The organism is Paenibacillus sp. JMULE4, from assembly GCF_013337105.1.
In the GTDB taxonomy this organism is placed as follows: Bacteria; Bacillota; Bacilli; order Paenibacillales; family NBRC-103111; genus Paenibacillus_G; species Paenibacillus_G naphthalenovorans.
In genome coordinates this window covers 193,186-211,575 of sequence record NZ_SGWF01000012.1, presented here as the reverse complement: position 1 = coordinate 211,575, position 18,390 = coordinate 193,186, and the positions used below count along the sequence as shown (strand labels likewise).

Below are 18,390 nucleotides of genomic sequence, written 5' to 3'. Positions count from 1 at the left end.
AGAGTTATGCTCCTTTCATTTTACGCTGTAAAATCGATAATTCTTCCGAACTGTTGGCTTTCAGCCAGTTCCAGATCAGTACCGTAAGAAGTCCTTCGCTGATGGCCAAAGGGATTTGAGTGATCGCAAAAATGCCCCCGAATTTTACGAATGAAGCCAAAATGCCGCCGCTCTCTGCCGGGAACGCCAATGCCAGTTGAATGGAAGTGACGACATACGTAGACAGGTTGGCCAGCGCCGCCGCCGTAAAGATCGACAGCGTTTGTTTTCCCGTCGATTTGATCATCCACCGGTAAGCGGCATAACCGATCATGGGGCCGGCAACAGCCATAGAGAAGGCGTTGGCTCCAAGAGTGGTCAACCCGCCATGGGCAAGCAGCAGAGCTTGAAACAGCAGGACGATGGAGCCCAGCACGCTCATGGGCAGCGGTCCGAACATGACAGCGCCGAGACCTGTTCCCGTCGGATGCGAGCTGCTTCCCGTCACGGAAGGAATTTTCAGCGCCGACAGAACGAGGATGAAAGCACCGGCTACTCCCAGCATAATTTTTAGCTCCGGTGTTTCTCTCGTAATTCTCATCAAGGACCGCAGCCCGAGAATGAAGAACGGAATAAACACGGCCCACCAGAAGATCGCCCATCCGTAGGGAAGAAAGCCTTCCATAATATGCATGGCATAGGCGGACTGAGGATCGCTGACAGTCAGGTACAGGGTAAATCCGGAGACCAACAACAGTGTGCTTATTGCTTTTTTAGAAATCATTGTACATTTCCTCCCTGGCAAATCGTTGTAAAACTCAAAAAAACCAATCCTGCAGGATTGGTTAGGGGTACGCATCAATAGACGACAAGATCAGCCTGGCGTGATCGTCGCTTTTATCGTTCGTACACCACTCCTTTCCTCGAAGGCCTTGGGGTGCATAAATCAGGTAGGTCTCCTGGCTCTCGGATCGTCGTGTTCTCCCGTCTTCCCCGATGGATGATCGAGTGACATGCTGGGAGAAACTCCCCGAATACAGTGGCGGGACCGCTCGGGATTTGCACCCGATTCCCTGTTACCCTTTGCTGTCGCAAAGGCACCTGATTCAGTATGTATGCAATTCGTTTGCGTCAATCCATGCTACTTGCCCGTTGGCGGTCGTCGCATTGCATTATGTAACATGAATTTATTGAACTATAACACGAATGAGGTGACTTTGTCTATCAAAATCCTCATCCGAATGCAAGATTCGGCCTGTGATTCATTCGGCGTCATCCAGAGCCGCTTTTTTCATAAGATCAACCCCAGTGATATGTATTGGTTATAGTTACCCTCTAAACGAAACGCTAAGGCTGTAAATTGCAAAAGAGCGGCGGCTTAAAGTTAAGAAATCGTTTAGCTTTTGTTTACCTTTTATTTATATTGCTTCTGTATACTTCATTATGGGTACTAGAAGAAAATAGTACTATCCAGCAAATGAAAACCCCTTAAAATAATGAAGTAAGTAAGATATGTTAGGGATGATCTGTTTATGGAAATAAAGGATCGCATATCATTTTTAAAGAAACACGAAAATGACTGCTACAGCATTTGTTATTATTTATTGCAAAGTGAAAAGATGGCCTGCGAGGCTGCCAAAAAAGCATTGTACAGCTTGAGCAGATGCGACTCATTCTTTGCCGAGAATACTCAAGCCGTACGTGAACTGGTGCGTAAAGAAGCGATGAAATCGGCCCTGCAGTTGAAGAAAGAGCAGGCCGATCTGCTGCTGTTATGATGAACAGTCATTTGCATCATTGGGGCTGTCCCATAAGTAGTTTTTAACTACGCAGGGACGGCCCTGTTTTCTTAACTTTTCGTTACCAAACTGAAAAGATCGAGTAGAGGGCTATACTTGCTCTCTTACTCGACCTTTTTGGTTCATCGTCGCCCAGAAGAGAAGAAGATCCGCAGGTGGGCGGCTGCCGTGTTTTTCAACGGCAGGCTGCCCTTTATACTGCACGGCTACTGTTCCAGGCAGGGCTTGTCCAATGGAAAATATTCCAGAAATTTTTTCGATGTGGTCGAAAGGTACCGTCCCTTCAACCAGATGATGGCGGAAGGCCTTGACATAATGGAAGGTTCTATGATCTCTTTGAATTGAAGCCCTGCATTCGGAATGAGGTTCATAGCGGATTGGGGGACGATGGTAATGCCTACATCATGATTGGCCCAGGTTAGCAGCGTCATGATGTCGTTGCTTTCACAGATGATTTTGGGTTCGAATCCGGCTTCCCGGCAGGCGTCTTCCACCAGATCCATGATGTACATCCGATGATGATACATCGAGGTGCCCTGCTGTCTTCGGAGCAGCATCAGCGGCTTGTTTTCCAGATCGGACAGCTTTACGTACGGTTGATTATCCCCAATGTTCCAATGGCGGCTCATGGCTGCAACGAGAGGCTCCGCAGGCAGGTTGATCATATTGAACATTCCGTTATCGACGGGCAGTCTGACGATGCCGAGCTCAATAATCCGATTCTCGAGCAATTCCATCACCCGATTGGGGTCCCCCTCCCATACCTGGAAGCGCACCTCCGGATACCGCTTTTGAAAATCATGAATTCGTTCCGGTAAAAGCTTGGCGCCCAGAGAAGCAATCGTGCCGATGGCTAACGTTCCCCGCACTCCCTCGCTCAATTCCTTGATTTCTTCCATGGTACCGTTTACAAGTTCGAGTATTATTTTTGCCCGGTCGTACAGTAATTTTCCAGCCTCGGTGGTCGTGAGCCTGCGCGTATTTCTCTCCAGCAGCGTGACACCCATTTCGGTTTCCAGCAGTTTCAGCTGCTGGCTCAGCGGCGGTTGCGCGATGTGTAAGCGTCTTGCGGCTTGCGAGATCTTGCCTTCCTCGACAATGGCAAGGAAGTATCGGAGTTGTCGAATATCCATAGCGGCACGCCCTTTTGCTTTAAGTCGTTGTTGATACGCGGTTTCCTGCATGTTTATATCTATTGCATATAAATCCTTAACGAAATGGATATTTTTCTTATAATTTTTTATTTGTTATCTTTAATTTATAAGTTTAAGGGAAGGAGGGCAAGCAAAAATTTCGGATGTACTCATTATTTTGAAAGCGGTTACTAAATGTTCGCCTTTCAGGGGATGGGGTTGGTGGAATAAGCAAGCACAATGTAAACCAAGAAAAATGTAAGCCCTTTAATTTTTCGATGAGGTGAGAAAATGAGAACAAACCAATGGATTCTGCTTATATTGTTAAGCCTTGGTATGATTTTGTCAGGTTGCGGTTCGACTGCAGATTCTTCCCAGAACGGCAGCAAAGCCGAACCTTCCGAAAACCCCTCCGCCAATGCTCAACCTTCGAATGCTCCGAAGTCTCTTGATAAACCGGTAAGCATCAAAATCGGATATCCGACGCAAGGCGCGTCCATGCTTCCCTTGTGGATCGCCAAGGACACTGGAATTTTTGAAAAATATGGGGTAAAAGCGGACCTGATTTATATCGCGGGAACTCCAAAGGTTCAGGAAACCTTGAACAGCGGAGCGATTCAAGTAGGATTAACCGGGGTCGATCCGGTAGGAAAAGCCAAGGCAGCCGGAGTGGATTCCGTGATCCTGTCTGCCGTTTCCGATCGGACCGTACTTTATATCTATGGCCAAAAGTCAGCCGAAAAAGCCAATATTGCCAAAGACCTGAAAGGCAAAACCATGATTACGGCGGCAGAGGGTTCGCTATATGACCACTTGGCGAAATTTTTTATCAAGGAAAACGGATTGACACCAAAAACGGACGTCAAGCTGCTGAATATGGGCGGCGAGGGTGACCGTACAGCGGCTTTCTTGAAAGGCGAAGGAGCGTTTTATGTAGCGGCGCCTCCGACGTCATTCAAAATGGATGAGATGGGCTATCCCCAATTGTACGACTTTAAAGATAAAGAAGTGCTCAATTCAGGTGTGGTGATGTTAAAGGACTATTATGACAAAAATCCTGAGCTGGCGAATGCGGTTGTAGCTTCGTTGATTGAAGCCAATGCTTACATTGTTAACCATAAAGAGGCCGCCATTAAATCGATTAGCAAATGGACCGGAATTGACGATCCGGCTTTAGCGCAGAAAACCTATGATGTCAATGTGGGCACGCTTCCCAAAAAGCCTTATGTATCGGATAAGTCCGTGCAGTTCTTTTTAGACAACTCGGATAGCGAGGCTGTCAGAACGATGAAGCCGTCGGATATCGTCGATAACAGCCTGGTCAAAGCATTGGATGAGTCCGGCTGGATCGACAGCCTGTATAAGAAATAGCTGTTTTCCCGGAAAACAGGCAAGGAGGAGTGCACATGACCGCATTAGCCAAGCTGCATACGGATAATGTATCCATTACCTATCCGCTTAAGAATGGAGAAGAAATTACGGCCGTATCCGGCTTCAACATGACCGTGAATGAAGGCGAGTTTGTATGCATTGTCGGGCCCAGCGGCTGCGGGAAATCAACAATGCTTGGCGCCATTGCCGGCATACAGCATGTCAGTGACGGAAAGATCTATTTGAACGGTCAGCCCATCAAGGGAACCGGACGGGATCGCGGCGTCGTTTTTCAGCAGGCATCGCTGTTTCCATGGCGTACCTCTTTGGAAAATGTGGTTTACGGCCTCGAGTTAGCCGGTGTACCCAAAAACGAACGCATGGCCAAGGGAAGGGAACTGTTGAAGCTGGTAGGCCTGGAAGCGTTTGAACATCATTATCCGAACCAGCTGTCGGGAGGCATGCAGCAGAGGGTCAACGTAGCCAGAGCGCTTGCCATAGAACCCAGCCTGATGCTGTTAGATGAGCCTTTGGGTGCCTTGGACGCGCAAACCCGCGAATTTATGCAGCTGGAGCTGCTTCGGATTTGGAAAGAGACGAAACAAACGATCATCTTTGTGACGCATGATATTGGCGAAGCCGTGTATTTGTCGGACCGCGTCGTTGTGATGACCGCAAGACCGGGAACCGTTTGCGAGACGGTAGATATTCATCTTCCTCGCCCTCGTCCTTTAGAGATCAAAAGAAGTCCTGAATTTTTGGAATACGAAAAGCACATTTGGGGACTTATCGTATCGGAAAAGGAAAGGGAAAAGCAGCGGATGAAGATCATCACTTTGTAACCAAAGGAGGAAAACCCATTGAACAGCATAAAGATAAGGGAAAGCGCTTCCGAATCCTATGGCTCTATGAAACCGCCGGACAGGAATACACGATCCGAGGCTCAAGACAACCGCAAGGTCGGACCCGGGAAGCGCAAACGTTCAGACGGATTCCTGTTGAATCATATCGGGGCCATGACGGTCGTCGTTGTTCTTGCTGTTTGGGAAATGCTGTACCGTAGCGGTGTGATCAACCCGATTTTCCTAAGCTCGCCGATTCGAATCATAAAAGTCGGCTATCAATTGACGCAAAGCGGAGTTTTGCTCGATAATCTGCTTTTTACGCTGGGCAACTTCTTTGTCGGATTTGGGCTGGCGGCTGTTCTAGGCATATTCGTCGGACTGCTTATGGGATGGTACCGGCCTCTGGGTAAAGCGCTCGATCCCTTTTTGACGGCGATGCTGGGTACACCGCGTATTGTGCTGCTGCCCTTGATCACGCTTTGGGTGGGAGTAGGCTTTTCCAGCAAGGTTCTCGTTGTGTTTATCGCAGGGGTATTTCCGATCATTCTGAATACCATGACCGGCGTGCGGAATCTGGATCCGAACCTGACCCGGGTGGCCGGGTGCTTCGGCGCTTCCGCCATTCAGACCTTTATTACGGTTGCTCTTCCCGGCTCGCTGCCGCAAATTGTTTCCGGTCTCAGAGTCGGTATCGGTCAATCGCTTGTTGGAGTCATCGCCGCCGAAATGTTTGTCTCGACAGGCGGGATCGGTTATTTTGTAGCGCAGTCCTCGGCTAACTTTAATATCGATCGCGTATTTGTGGGGATTATCGTGATTGTTATGATGGGTATGGCCATCACCAGCTCGGTCAAGCTGCTGGAGACGCGTTTATTGAAGCATCGAATGGATTAATTCAACCAAAAACGAATAGAGGAGCGAATGTCATGCTGCAAGGAAAACCGAATTTTACAACTCCACCCCTTATTGAAAAATATCCTCCGCGCTGCCCGCCGTTTGTAGAGGTAAAAAGCGTGGATGATTTACTTCCTTATCTGGATGAGGTGGCTAAACGTCCATACAGTCAGGGACTTCATGCCGCATGGGATTTGCAGCCGGGCGAACGCGTGTTGCTGCGTGCGGATAACTGGCATGATCCTATGGTTATTGAAGCTTGCAAACGGATACTCGAAAAATATAACACCAAGTATGAAGTTGTAATGGCGGACAAAGGTCCGATTCCAACATGGAAGGGACATAACGAAGTAGAGTACTATTTGGCCCGGACGAAGGAGCTGGCCGAATGGATGGACGAATGGGAGCAGATCGAGAAGGAAGGCAAGTATGACAAGCTCCTCTGGGGTTATGGCGGTCCCGTCTTGTGCGACGCGAACATCAAAATCCAGCGGATGCCATTCATTACGCCTGAGCTCACCGCGACTCCGGCGCATACGATTGCCTATGAAATTATCGATGCCATCGACAAATGGACATGGGACAGGATCCGAAACGCCAGGAGAATCCGTATTACGGATCCGGAAGGCACCGATTTGAGCTATACCAATCATGACGCCTATTATGACAGCAAACGCGAGTTTTTCAATCCCGATCTGGTCGACAGGTTCTGGTCGCAAAACAAGAATTTCGGGAAAACGTATCTCCCGGGGCATGTTCTGGGCAGACCATGGATGTATCTTCCGAAGGAAGATGCAAGCGGTGTCATTGCGGGCACGAGCAACCATATCGGTCCGGTTCCTTGGGTCCAATTGAAAGTGGAGGACGGCAGGATTACCGACATCCATGAAGGCGGGGAATTCGGAGACAAGCTTCGCAAGCTGCAGGATGAAACCCGTCATCTTCAGTACCCCGGTTTTCCGGACAAAGGACTTCTTCGTTGGTGGGAAGCGTCCATAGGTACGAACCCTCATATTCACCGTCCGAGAAGAGGGTTTCTCCAGGGCTGGCTGAACTGCCTCTATGAACGCATGCGCAGCGGCGTTATTCATATGGGCTTTGGAACGATTATTTCAAGCTCGACGGAACGTGAAGCGGCCAAAATGGGGCTGCCTGTCGGACACTGGCATCTGCATCTCTACTTTGCGACAATGACGTGCGAAATGGTCGGAGGAGGAACCGAAACCATCATTCAGGACGGACGCCTGATGGCGCTGGATGATCCGGACATTCGCAACATTGCCGCTAAATACGGCGATCCGGACCTGCTGCTGACCGAATCCTGGATTCCGGCCGTACCGGGAATTAACGTGGCCGGCGATTACTGGAAGCATTACGCCAACGATCCGGAGGATTGGGTGCTTGCGGAGCTGAAAATCTGCGAGAACTATCATCATTTGTTCATGAGCATGGTTGGTGCTGATCCCAAGTATTGCAACAATCCGCTCTGGAAGCTGCCGCATTCCCATGACGCTTGCTCCTGCGGACATCATCACGGCTGAACGGAATAAATCGGACAGCTTGGGTTCAGGAGCTGTCCGATTCACGATTGACCACAATCCCATCAGGACAGGAAAGAGGGATGCCGTATGAATATCATCATTCAAGTACTTGTATTTTCCATTCTCATTGCTCTGACAGCAGTAACCTACCTGACCGTGTTAAGTATCCGGCAAAAGCTGTCCTGCACGACCGGCATGATGGCTGCCATGCTCATTGGCTCGATGACAGGACTCATTACAGGTACCGTACTTGGAGCCGATCAGAGCTTTTCCATCAACTGTATGCTTGCCATGATCGTTGGGGTGGGCGGCGGGGTGATGCTGGGAATGCCATTCCATGCGATGGCCGTCCTGGACGGGCTCATGGCCGGAGTCATGAGCGGGATGATGGGGGCGATGCTTGGCTCTATGCTGTCTCCCGACTTCTTGCTTCCCATGAGCTTTTTCTTAACGCTGCTTTTTGTCATCGCTGTGCTCCTTCTCCATCGGACCATGAAGCAGGAAGCGGGAATTTTACAAGGAACTGAACCCAATAGGGAAAAGATGAAAACCGGATCCATTCTTACCGTTTGTGTTACCATCGCTTTGTTTTCTCTAGTGATCATGGGTTCGTCTTATAAGGATCAGCCCAAAGCCCCGGAGGAACCGCATGTGCACACCGGGCATCACAAGATGTCCGAATAAGTCATGCCAAGGACAGCTCACAAGCAGGCTTAGCCCGCTGTGAGCCAGTGCCGAAGCTGCTCACTGACGGTTAATCGGCCGCTTGCCGTCCGGACAGGTCCGAAGACCGGTATAAGCTCCCGGGCGGTTAAAGGTTCCGGGCGATCGATCCAACCGGCCAGATGGGCCAAGGCTCCCAGCAGGCGTTCGGGCGGAACCTGCGCACTTCGCAGTGCAGCAAGCGTAAGCGCGCTGTCGCGCTTGGACAGACGCCGGCCGCTTGCATCGACCAGCAGGGGAACATGGGCAAAATCCGGTGCCCGGAGTCCCAGCGCTTCGTAGAGTGCCAGCTGCCTTGGCGTCGAGTCAAGCAGATCGGCCCCGCGCAGCACGTCGGTGATGCCCATGGCGGCATCGTCGACCGTCACGGCGAGCTGGTAGCTGAACATGCCGTCGGCGCGCTTGACGACAAAGTCGCTGAGCGCTTCGCCCGCGCAGGTTTGCGGCCCGGCTACCGCATCGTAGAACCGCAGCTCGTGCGGCGGCATGATGAACCGCAGGGCAGGCGTTTTCTTCGCGGCTCTTGCCTGCCGCTCCGCGGGCGAAAGCGAACGGCATAAACCGGGATAGGTGGCGCCTTCGGATGCCAGCCCATGAGGCGCGCTGCCGATCGCCGCCAGCTCGCTGCGGCTGCAATAGCACGGGTACAGCCGTCCGGCTTGCTGCAGCTGCTCAAGCGCCTCCTCGTAAAGGGATTCACGCCGGCTTTGCTCATAAGGCGCGCAGGGACCGCCGACGCGCGGGCCTTCATCCCAATCGATGCCCAGCCAAAGCAGGTCGTCCTGAAGCTGCTCGGCGTAGGCGGGACGGGAGCGGGCTTTATCGATGTCTTCGATGCGCAACACAAATTCTCCTCCGGCTTGGCGCATTTGCAGCCATGCGGCGAGGGCGGTGAAGGCATTGCCGATATGAAGCAGTCCGGATGGAGTTGGTGCGAAACGTCCGCGGCGGGTCATACTCTCACGCTCCTTGAAGAATACAAAAAGAGCAGACATGTCGTTCTGCTCAGTGTTCTTTAGGCTATGTAAGATGATATGGGATGTAAATTCATGGCGGAGCCGACGGGATTCGAACCCGCGATCTCCTGCGTGACAGGCAGGCATGTTAGGCCTCTACACCACGGCTCCACACATTAGCAATGTTGTGTCTCGGACACAAACAGTATAATAACATGAATCGATGCGGTCTGACAAGCTCTTTGTTGATCGAATCGATTTTACCGTGTTCAACCGTATGAAAAAGGCTGCGGATTCATGTGGAACTTTTTTTCTCCTTCCTTCGTTAAAACTTATATGGCAGGAATAGGTAAACGTATATTTATAAATGAGGGAGGGAGCAAGCAAGATGGAGATGAACCGCAAATGCTTATGGAAGCTGAGGCTCATTGAATTGTGCTGTATCCTCATCATGCTTGTCATTTTATTTGCTTTTGCCGCTGTGCTCTTGTGGCATTACCATTCTAAACCATCCTCGACTGTTGCATAAATACTATTTGTAATGTATTATTTTACGAGCAACAATTTTATATTGTGGGAATAGGTGCTCCGGTCCGTTTCAAACGGTTCCGGAGCTTAAAAGGGAAGTTCGGTGAAATGCCGACGCGGTCCCGCCACTGTAACAGAGGAGTCAACGCGGATATGCCACTGATCTTCGGATTGGGAAGGCGCGTTTTGACCATGATTCTGGAGCCAGGAGACCTGCCTGTTCTGACAGCACTGTTTTTACCTACGGGAGATAGGGAGGTGTTAAAAATGGTAGCCACCGTTTTTACAAACGAGGGGCATCTTTACCCTTTTTAACCCAAGGGAAAGATGCCTTTTTTGCATGGAATTTAAAAGCAATATGAAAATGGAGGGTGACCGAATGGATTCGTTGAAAAGCAGTAACTTGGGGTATCCAAGAATTGGAGTGAACAGAGAATGGAAAAAGTTGCTGGAAGCCTTGTGGGCAAACAAGATTCAGGAGTCTGAATTTGAAAAGAAGATAGAAGAACTGCGGTTGAATCATCTCAAACTCCAGCAGGAAAAAGGAATCGACCTTATTCCGGTCAATGATTTTTCTTTGTACGACCATATGCTGGATACGGCGGCAATGTTCGGAATTGTACCCAAACGGTTTAACTACCCTGGCGGCGTTGTTTCCCTTTCCACCTATTATGCTATGGCCAGAGGCAGCAAAGGGGCTCCTGCTTGCGAAATGACCAAGTGGTTCAATACGAATTATCACTACATTGTACCGGAATTGAATGATATTACCCCGGTGCTTACCATCAACAAGCCGCTTCAAGCCTATCGGGAAGCAAAGCAAAAGCTGGGCATTGACGGGAAGCCGGTACTGATCGGGCTGTATACGTTTTTAAAACTATCCAAAGGGTATAAGTCCGGGCAATGGGACGAGCTGATTGCATTGTTCCTCCCATTGTATGCTCAAATCCTGAGGGAACTGGAGCAAGAAGGCGTAAGGTGGGTGCAAATCGATGAACCTGTTTTAGTCAGCTCATTGTCTGAAGATATGGATCGGATAACTCATATTTATAAGCAACTGCATGAAGCGGCGCCGGGGCTGAATATTATGCTTCAAACCTATTTTGATGCCGTAGAGCACTATGAAGCGACGGTTTCGCTGCCGGTGCAAGGAATCGGACTGGATCTGGTGCACGGTTACGACCGGAACATGCAGCATATGGCCAAGCATGGATTTCCAAAGGATAAGGTGCTCGGCGCAGGTCTGATCGACGGGCGCAACATTTGGGCTGCCGATTTGCAGTCCAAGCTGACATTGCTGAATACGTTGTCCCAGTACGTTCCTTATGAAAGAATGATCATTCAGCCTTCCTGCAGCCTGCTTCATGTTCCTGTCACTACCGGGCAGGAAACCAAGCTTGGTTCTGAAATTCGGCAAGTCTTGGCTTTCGCCAATGAAAAGCTTGATGAGATTGTTTTGCTGACCAAGGCCGTGGCAGATAAAGATTCCGAACCGATCGCACGCGAACTTGAAAAAAATCAACAAGCGCTTCGCGAAATCAATGCATCCTCCTCCAGAAAAAAGGAACACATTCAGGAAATGGTAGAGCGGATCGATCAACAGCCATCGGCAAGAGCGGGTACTTTTGCAGAACGGCGAATTCTTCAGCAAAACAAATGGAATCTTCCGATCCTGCCAACCACAACGATTGGAAGCTTCCCGCAAACCTCTGAGGTTAGACAAGCCCGCAAAAAATGGAGAACCGGCGAGTGGACCGAAGAGCAGTACAAGACATTTATTCAAGAGCAGATTCGGCTGTGGATTAACCTTCAGGAAGAAATCGGACTGGATGTGCTTGTCCATGGAGAGTTTGAAAGAACGGATATGGTAGAATTTTTCGGAGAGAAGCTGGGCGGATTTTTCTTTACGCAAAACGGTTGGGTTCAATCCTACGGTTCACGGTGCGTCAAGCCGCCTGTCATTTACGGCGATGTGGAATTCATCAAGCCGATGACCGTCGAAGAAACGGTGTACGCCCAATCGTTGACGAACAAGCCGGTGAAAGGAATGCTTACCGGCCCCATCACGATATTAAACTGGTCGTTTGTGAGAGATGATATTCCTCGCGAGAAGGTGGCTTATCAAATTGCGCTGGCTCTGCGTCAGGAAGTTGAGGCATTGGAGAAAGCCGGGATTGAAATGATCCAAGTCGATGAACCTGCTTTGCGGGAAGGTTTGCCGATCAAAAGACAGGACTGGCAGCATTACCTGGATTGGGCTGTGCTCTCTTTCCGCTTGGCCACAGCGACCGTCAAAAACACAACACAAATCCACACACATATGTGCTATTGCGAGTTTCACGACATCATCGACTCGATTCGCGAATTGGATGCCGATGTCATTTCCATCGAAACCTCGCGGAGTCACGGAGAATTGCTGCACAGCTTTGAAGAGCACACGTACGATCATGGCATCGGTCTGGGCGTATATGATATTCATAGTCCAAGAGTCCCTGATGTGAAAGAAATGGTTCATATGATCGACCGATCCCTGTCGGTTTTAGATCCTGAATTGTTCTGGATCAATCCGGATTGCGGACTAAAAACGAGGGGCATGGATGAAACGATTGCATCGCTCAAAAATATGGTGGAGGCCGCGAAGTCGTTTAGAGAAAAAAGCCCTGTCCTCAGCTCATCATTGTAAAAAAGAAAAAAAGCTGTAAGGGTTCATCTTTATCAAGACCGGCTTATTCGGATTTATACACAAGGCATCTTTATGTCGCAGATAAACGGCATATAGATGCCTTGTTTGATTGAGGGTGATGAACACGCAAATTAATAAGCACCCCGCATTAGGACTTAGGACGGGGTGCTGCCGCAATACCTGCTAATTAGTCGCGATGACGATGATCTTTACAAACCACGATAGCTTTTTCACCTGGTTTTAATTTAACGACGATAACTCTTTTTTTGCGATTCTTTGCCATATGTTGTCAACCCCCTTTATGAGATATGATTTATACTACGCTACTCCGTTTGATTTGGTATAGACAAAAGATATGCGGCAATCAAACATTATTAGTATAAAATCAAATCGCTTAACAAGGTATTTGGGAATAGTTGTAGAAGTATATTCTATAATGAAAGAAAAACAAGCTGCTCGCAGTGAAGAAAAGGGCAGGTTATTATCAGGAGGCGGGTAATTTGGACTCTCGTAAAGAATCGCCTGAAGAAACAAGAGAACGTTTAAGACGAGAAGAATTAAAAAAAACTACGACTGACCAATTAACGCACAATATTTATTTTCAGCGTTTTGAAGGTATTTTTCTGGATTGCTTCTGAAACGTCTTCGTTTAGCTCCTTCCGACAAACGAGATGCCCAACGTTGACGTTCCGCTTGGAAGGTTTGGTACTTCACGTTTTGGAGCCGTTTCACAAGGTCTTTTTGCTGAAGCGCATCGTCGACGAACACGACCATTTCGCCGCTGCGGAGAATGTATTCGTTCCAGCTTCGTAACCCGGTCATACGCCGGTGGCGGGTCTTGGTACGGCGAAAAAACCGCTCGTGATCGTTGTTGGTTCGCGGAACGTGGGGATGATCGTAGCAAGTAAACAAGCCTTTCCAAAATCCTTTGGTATAGCTCATCAAGTTGGCAACCATCGGCTTGTCGTACTCTTCGGTGTAAGCTTGTTCGACCCATTGAAGCAGATGCTGTAGATGAAACCGAACCGAATCACTGCTTTTATCCGCGTCGGGATTCAGGATATCGGCCACGTGATTGAGCGGCAGCGCCCAACGCTTGACCTCTTCGTAGGCTTGCTGAAATTCTTTAAGTTTATTAAATATTCTGACGACGTTTTTCAGCAGCGAGGTCCCCTTTTTTATCCAGGCATCTTTGGAGGGAAGCCTGAATGGCTTGTGCATTCTCGTAAATCCGAATCCCCGGCAGATCTAGCGGCGGGTTTCCATCTTCGAGCAACAACGAACGAACAGCTGCGACGTAATCTTTGGCAACTTCGGCTTCTGCCGAATCGTCGTTCTCAATTTTCTTTTCGATCTCACGGATTCCGCGGAGGCTTTTCTTGATCCCGGTTTTGAGCTTGCGGTCCAAGTCGACAACTGGTTTGGCGATGTCCTTGAGGTAATGGTACTGGCAGTACTGATAGGGAACATCCGGCAACAACGACTCCATGGATATGCGGATGGACTGCTGCCCATCCGTCACGATGCCGATGATTGGAAAGCCTAACTCGATGATCGGCGTGATGAGCTTCTTCAATTCCTCAGCCGAGCCGCTTTTTAGGTTTTGAGCGGCCAGAATGGTACCGCTGAAGACTTCTCGAATGACATACAGCGTCTCATTCCCTTTCTCCGGTTGCACGCCGTCCATGGAGATCATGATGCCACCATTGTCTTGAACGACTTGCTTTAGAACGTCCTTCACGTGATCCGTTACACTGGCACGGAGCAAGGTCAAATATCGTTCGTACAGTCTTTGAGAGTTCCGCTCTGAGGTGGCAACCCCGCGGCAATTTAACTCCTCGGTAATTTCCGTAATGGTCATATGATGCTTGAATCGCAACTGGCCGACCAACGCCAGCACATCGAAACCGTAAGAGGTATGTTTCATGCACAACGAATCGGCTTCGACCGATTTGTAGTAGGCTTTTGGATAAGCGCAGTCGACATTCGGGCAGTGATATGCCATGTTCCATACTTGGATAACGCCGTTCAACGTGATGATGTTTTTCTTCCAAGCGGTATGATGTCGCTTGAGCTTCGTCCCGCAATGAGGACAATGTTGAACCTCCGCACGAAAGTAAATTTTCTTTTCCGGGATAACGCGATTTTTGGGTAAGGGCATCAACGAAAACCTCCGTCAAATTTAGCTATTAACTATTTCGACAGAGGCTTTGGAAATCCTTGTTAGTTAATTGGTCAGTCGTAGAAAAAAAATCCTGCTGGTGCGTTTAGTGATGGAGTAAATCGTGCTGAATTTGGAAATTTAGCTGATCTCGTTGGCGGTTTGGGATGGAAAGGCACCGGAATTTTAATTTTAATATTGCTTATAGGGTATGTAATTTATAAATTACTGTTTTAAAATGAGAGGGACGATGATACATTTTTCACCACTTGAACGAATAAGCGTATTCGAGTTTTTTTCGAATACGCTTATTCGTTTGCAGTACAACATTCTAGGAATCTACCGTCTTACCGTCGCTTCGGTTCGGTATGCGGACTTACGGTATAAACAAAGCCGGTATTTCATCAATCGTTTCGCAGATGGCGTCCGGGGCTTCAGCTCCAGCGGGAATGGGCTGAAAGCGCGCGTCTCCCTGCCGGACCCAGATCGCGCTCATGCCCAGACGCTTGGCGGGGATGATATCGTTATCGATCCGGTCGCCGATCATGACCGCCTGCTTCGGCCGGCACTGCGCTTGTTCCAGAGCCATGAGGAAAAAGCGGGGATCGGGCTTTTCCATGCCCGCCTCGGCCGATGCACAGCAAACGGAGATATAAGGAGAGAAGCCGTAGGTTTCCAGTCTTGCAGGCGTGCCGGGCCCCTGATTGGCAATGATGCCGATACGGTACTGTCGAGACAAGGACTGTAGGAGGGTCAAGGCCGACGGAAATGGGCGCTCCATATTTTTCCGGTACGTCATGCCCCGCTTGATTTGCGCCCGATGCTCTTCCGAGGGAACCCATGCCTCCATCACACTGCGCATCGGAAATGGGGCGAACTTCCGGTAAGCCTCCTGCAGAGCGGCTTGTACTTGATCGGGGCGAAATGTATAGCCCAAAAGAGCGGCTTGCTCGGTAAATTGACGGATACTTTCGGATATGGGTGCTGATTCGTCGATCAGCGTTTCCCCAAGATCGAAGAAGATCCATCGGATTTGATCTTTGTTCATAGTTAGGCCTCCTGTATTGTAACGGAGTATTGCATAAACTAGTTCGAGATGTCAAGCTTGAGGCCGGCTTAACTTGATTCCAAGGCGGCATTTCGATCAGTAATGCATTTTTCAGGTGACATCCATACCCTATATACGATGACAAGACACAAGCTATCTCGATCACTGACAAAGCTCCGTCAAACCGCGGCGTTCAACCCGCCAAGCCTCAACCGGACAAAGGGAAAGAGCTTGTGAAGCTGGACAAGATTACAGTCGATAATCTTATGAATGGACTGGATGGAGGTAAAGCATCGCTGTATGACAAAAAGACAGTATATGTAGTCAATATCGTTTCAGACAAGGATAAAAATGATTCCGAAATGGTAGGCGTCGTCGTCATTTTTTCCGCATTGTTCGGCGCTTTTTCCATTTTATTTTTTTATCATAAAGATCCGGTTCGATAAAAAAGAATAAAGTCAATGGTATGAAACTGCTCCAATATTACAAGACGGTATTAAAATTTTAGACAATCGATTAGTGGTAGCCGCCATAAATATCCATCCAGCCATATTGCATGCGGACCGCAGGGATATCCATTTCCAGGATTTCATTTGCAGAGCTTTGATTGGCGCGTTGGTTCAAATAGGCGTACAAGCTGTATTCCAGACTGCGTTTATCCTGGCCGGGCGCCGTGGTTGTCACGGAGATTTCAGGGGCCGTCTCCTGCATGTACCGTTGAATCGTTGAGCGGTTTGCATTCAAACCCTCCCGCTGAAGCGCCTTGGCGATCCGCCGGGAACCCCAATACGGGTAAAGGCTTTGCACCTCCGCCACTCTCTTCTTGATCAATTCCTTCCGGGGAACGGGCCGGTAATATAAGCTGGACCTGTTTAATCCGAGCAGCCGGGTTTGCGTACTTAGGGGCAGGGCATCCGGAGACCTGTCGATCAGTTCCGCTCTTTCCTTACGGGACAGGTGGGAGGCCAATGCTTTCTTCAGCCATTCAAGCTGGGCGGTTAATTTCTCTGCATCGGTCTGTTCATTGGTTTCGCAGCCGGCGTTATCCATGGATTTTTTCAATTGATCGCAAATGTCGCGTTTCCACCGGGCAATCTGTTCCGGACGGACGCCGAGCTCTGAAGCCAGCTCCTTTATGGTTTTGTCTTCCTGCCAAGCATTCCAAAGCAAACGAGTTTTTTCTTCCAAAGAAAAACGCTTGTTCATGTCTTTTTCCACCTGTTTCCCTCCTCGAATCCATTGTCCAAAACTTTGGGCCGGTCGCCAAAAGGTCGGTTTCTGCAAGAAACCGCCCGTTGGCTTGGAACAAATTTTACTAGGAACAGCATCCATTTTCAAGAAGTATCCCTACTTGACACATAGGATTAATTAATTTAGTATAATTTCAAAAAATGCCGACTAGACGACTAGAGGATTTCAATTCAAAGCATGGCTTGAATTGAAATCCTCTTTTTTAATGGAGAAATTTTTGCAATGCAGGCCATTGCGCGATGATCCATTGATGATGTCTATAAAATAAAATATACGAGAAAGAGGGAGAACCATGAAAACGACTGTAGTCAAAGAACCGGATGTCTTCCTGCAAAAAGCAGCTTTACTTGCCAAAGAGTTTGCAAAAGATGCGCCAGAACGCGATCTAGCCGGTGGTACTGCTAAAGAACAGCGGGATGCGTTGCGAAAAAGCGGACTGCTAACCATTTTAATTCCTGCGGAATACGGCGGCGAAGGGCAGCCCTGGTCTCTGGTGCTCCGCATCGTTCGTGAATTGGCAAAAACCGATGCTTCGCTTGCTCACTTATACGGCTATCATTTTTTGCATTTAGTCACACCGCATTTTGCGGGCACGGCAAAACAAAAGGAGTTTTTTTATACGGAATCGGCGAAAAACAATTGGTTTTGGGGAAATTCGTTTAATCCCATCGAGCCTACTTTAATTGGAAAAAAAGAAGGCGACCGTTTTATTCTGAACGGCTACAACACATTTAGTACCGGCTCCCGGGATTCGGACCGTCTGTTAATTTTGTGGGAAAATCCCGAGGATGGAAAAGCGTATGCAGGGATGATTCCAACTGCCCGAAAAGGTGTAACGGTGAATAACGATTGGGATGGGATTGGTCAAAGGCAAACGGACAGCGGTTCCGTTTCCTTTGATAATGTAGTAGTGGAAGAGGAGGAAGTTTTAGATAAATCCGAATCCGAAGGTACTGCTTTCTTTACTTTGGATGCTATCCTTTCACAAATTATTTTGGCCAATGTTTTTGTAGGAAGTGCGGAAGGGGCATTGGAAGAAGCAAGGAATTATACCCTTTCCAAATCGCGCCCCTGGTACCTGACCGATTATAAACAGGCGATAGATGATCCGTTTATTCAACGTCGTTATGGCGATTTTTGGATTGATGTTCAAGCGGCCGTGCAGCTGGTAGAAAAAGCCGGTGAAAAAGTAGACGAAGCTTGGGCGAAAGACCGGTCGCTGACTGCGGAGGAACGGGGGGAAACGGTTCTGTTTACAGGTGCGGCCAATGCTTTTGGCACAAAGGTGGCGCTAAATGTGACAAGCAATATTTTTGAAGTCATGGGGGCGCGCTCCGCGACAAGAAAAAATAACTTCGATCGGTTCTGGCGAAATGTTCGTCTTCATTCTCTTCATAACCCGATTGAATATAAGCGAAAAAATATCGGGAAATGGCTGTTAACCGGGGAATATCCAATCCCGAGCGCTTATTCCTGAT

At 48.9% G+C, this 18,390-nt stretch carries 17 protein-coding genes, 1 tRNA gene, 1 pseudogene and 2 riboswitches; of the genes and pseudogenes, 11 read left to right on the top strand and 8 right to left on the bottom strand.

From position 1 onward, the window contains the following. Window positions 1–4: 4 nt before the first annotated feature. Entirely contained in the window at window positions 5–763 is a 759-nt protein-coding gene (locus EXW96_RS10610; RefSeq protein ID WP_074730113.1) for an energy-coupling factor ABC transporter permease, read from the bottom strand. A gap of 148 nt (window positions 764–911) precedes the next feature. Beyond that, window positions 912–1,099: riboswitch (cobalamin riboswitch) on the bottom strand. A 412-nt stretch (window positions 1,100–1,511) separates the two neighbouring features. On the opposite strand from EXW96_RS10610, the gene EXW96_RS10605 reads away from it, so the two are divergent. Continuing rightward, the gene (locus EXW96_RS10605) at window positions 1,512–1,757 is read left to right on the top strand and encodes a hypothetical protein (protein WP_074730112.1); all 246 of its coding nucleotides are present in this window, start codon (window positions 1,512–1,514) and stop codon (window positions 1,755–1,757) included. Between the two features lie 227 nt (window positions 1,758–1,984). Here EXW96_RS10605 and EXW96_RS10600 read toward each other — a convergent pair whose 3' ends face one another. Further along, on the bottom strand, window positions 1,985–2,911 hold the full coding sequence (locus EXW96_RS10600; protein ID WP_054819785.1) for a LysR family transcriptional regulator: 927 nt from the start codon (window positions 2,909–2,911) through the stop codon (window positions 1,985–1,987). A 291-nt stretch (window positions 2,912–3,202) separates the two neighbouring features. Between EXW96_RS10600 and EXW96_RS10595 the strand changes: the two genes are divergently transcribed. The 5 genes from EXW96_RS10595 (at window position 3,203) to EXW96_RS10575 (ending at window position 8,246) form a co-directional block, all read left to right on the top strand. Next, window positions 3,203–4,282: an ABC transporter substrate-binding protein gene (locus tag EXW96_RS10595; RefSeq protein ID WP_074730111.1), complete on the top strand. Its 1,080-nt coding sequence runs from the start codon at window positions 3,203–3,205 to the stop codon at window positions 4,280–4,282. A 35-nt stretch (window positions 4,283–4,317) separates the two neighbouring features. After that, window positions 4,318–5,124, top strand: a complete 807-nt coding sequence (locus EXW96_RS10590; RefSeq protein WP_074730110.1) for an ABC transporter ATP-binding protein — start codon at window positions 4,318–4,320, stop codon at window positions 5,122–5,124. Between the two features lie 18 nt (window positions 5,125–5,142). Further along, entirely contained in the window at window positions 5,143–6,021 is an 879-nt protein-coding gene (locus tag EXW96_RS10585) for an ABC transporter permease (RefSeq protein WP_054819782.1), read from the top strand. Window positions 6,022–6,053: 32 nt separating this feature from the next. After that, complete coding sequence (locus EXW96_RS10580; protein ID WP_074730109.1) at window positions 6,054–7,562, top strand: hypothetical protein; 1,509 nt, start codon at window positions 6,054–6,056, stop codon at window positions 7,560–7,562. 87 nt (window positions 7,563–7,649) lie between these two features. Continuing rightward, the gene (locus EXW96_RS10575; protein WP_174350520.1) at window positions 7,650–8,246 is read left to right on the top strand and encodes a hypothetical protein; all 597 of its coding nucleotides are present in this window, start codon (window positions 7,650–7,652) and stop codon (window positions 8,244–8,246) included. Between the two features lie 29 nt (window positions 8,247–8,275). On the opposite strand, the gene gluQRS is transcribed toward EXW96_RS10575, so the two are convergent. Together gluQRS and EXW96_RS10565 are read right to left on the bottom strand one after the other, a co-directional pair. Next, window positions 8,276–9,241, bottom strand: a complete 966-nt coding sequence (gluQRS, locus tag EXW96_RS10570; protein WP_174350519.1) for a tRNA glutamyl-Q(34) synthetase GluQRS — start codon at window positions 9,239–9,241, stop codon at window positions 8,276–8,278. Between the two features lie 94 nt (window positions 9,242–9,335). Then, window positions 9,336–9,412: transfer RNA gene (locus EXW96_RS10565), tRNA-Asp, on the bottom strand. Window positions 9,413–9,805: 393 nt separating this feature from the next. Next, a riboswitch (cobalamin riboswitch) is annotated at window positions 9,806–10,004 on the top strand. A 144-nt stretch (window positions 10,005–10,148) separates the two neighbouring features. On the opposite strand from EXW96_RS10565, the gene metE reads away from it, so the two are divergent. Both metE and EXW96_RS28515 read left to right on the top strand, forming a co-directional pair. Beyond that, window positions 10,149–12,452, top strand: a complete 2,304-nt coding sequence (gene metE, locus EXW96_RS10560; RefSeq protein WP_174350518.1) for a 5-methyltetrahydropteroyltriglutamate--homocysteine S-methyltransferase — start codon at window positions 10,149–10,151, stop codon at window positions 12,450–12,452. Window positions 12,453–12,913: 461 nt separating this feature from the next. Continuing rightward, a complete protein-coding gene (locus tag EXW96_RS28515) occupies window positions 12,914–13,090 on the top strand; it encodes a DUF6366 family protein (RefSeq protein ID WP_375256448.1) in 177 nt (58 codons plus the stop codon). Here the strand turns inward: EXW96_RS28515 and EXW96_RS10555 are convergent. Both EXW96_RS10555 and EXW96_RS10550 read right to left on the bottom strand, forming a co-directional pair. Continuing rightward, complete coding sequence (locus tag EXW96_RS10555; RefSeq protein ID WP_074730235.1) at window positions 13,020–13,673, bottom strand: IS66 family transposase; 654 nt, start codon at window positions 13,671–13,673, stop codon at window positions 13,020–13,022. The genes EXW96_RS28515 and EXW96_RS10555 overlap by 71 nt on opposite strands. Further along, entirely contained in the window at window positions 13,588–14,613 is a 1,026-nt protein-coding gene (locus EXW96_RS10550) for a transposase (RefSeq protein WP_083351442.1), read from the bottom strand. Before EXW96_RS10550 ends, EXW96_RS10555 begins: the two co-directional genes overlap by 86 nt. A gap of 84 nt (window positions 14,614–14,697) precedes the next feature. Here EXW96_RS10550 and EXW96_RS27440 point away from each other — a divergent pair. Continuing rightward, window positions 14,698–14,850, top strand: a pseudogene (locus tag EXW96_RS27440) (DUF6366 family protein); the annotation flags it as partial. 139 nt (window positions 14,851–14,989) lie between these two features. On the opposite strand, the gene EXW96_RS10545 reads toward EXW96_RS27440, so the two are convergent. Then, window positions 14,990–15,661, bottom strand: a complete 672-nt coding sequence (locus EXW96_RS10545) for an HAD family hydrolase (protein ID WP_054820126.1) — start codon at window positions 15,659–15,661, stop codon at window positions 14,990–14,992. A gap of 233 nt (window positions 15,662–15,894) precedes the next feature. Between EXW96_RS10545 and EXW96_RS10540 the strand changes: the two genes are divergently transcribed. Beyond that, window positions 15,895–16,107, top strand: a complete 213-nt coding sequence (locus EXW96_RS10540; RefSeq protein ID WP_074730191.1) for a hypothetical protein — start codon at window positions 15,895–15,897, stop codon at window positions 16,105–16,107. A gap of 70 nt (window positions 16,108–16,177) precedes the next feature. Here EXW96_RS10540 and EXW96_RS10535 read toward each other — a convergent pair whose 3' ends face one another. Then, entirely contained in the window at window positions 16,178–16,879 is a 702-nt protein-coding gene (locus EXW96_RS10535) for a transposase (RefSeq protein ID WP_074730192.1), read from the bottom strand. Between the two features lie 325 nt (window positions 16,880–17,204). On the opposite strand from EXW96_RS10535, the gene EXW96_RS10530 reads away from it, so the two are divergent. Further along, window positions 17,205–18,389 carry an acyl-CoA dehydrogenase family protein gene (locus EXW96_RS10530; protein ID WP_074730193.1) on the top strand — a complete coding sequence of 395 codons (1,185 nt, stop codon included), beginning with the start codon at window positions 17,205–17,207 and terminating at the stop codon, window positions 18,387–18,389. Window position 18,390: the final 1 nt, after the last annotated feature.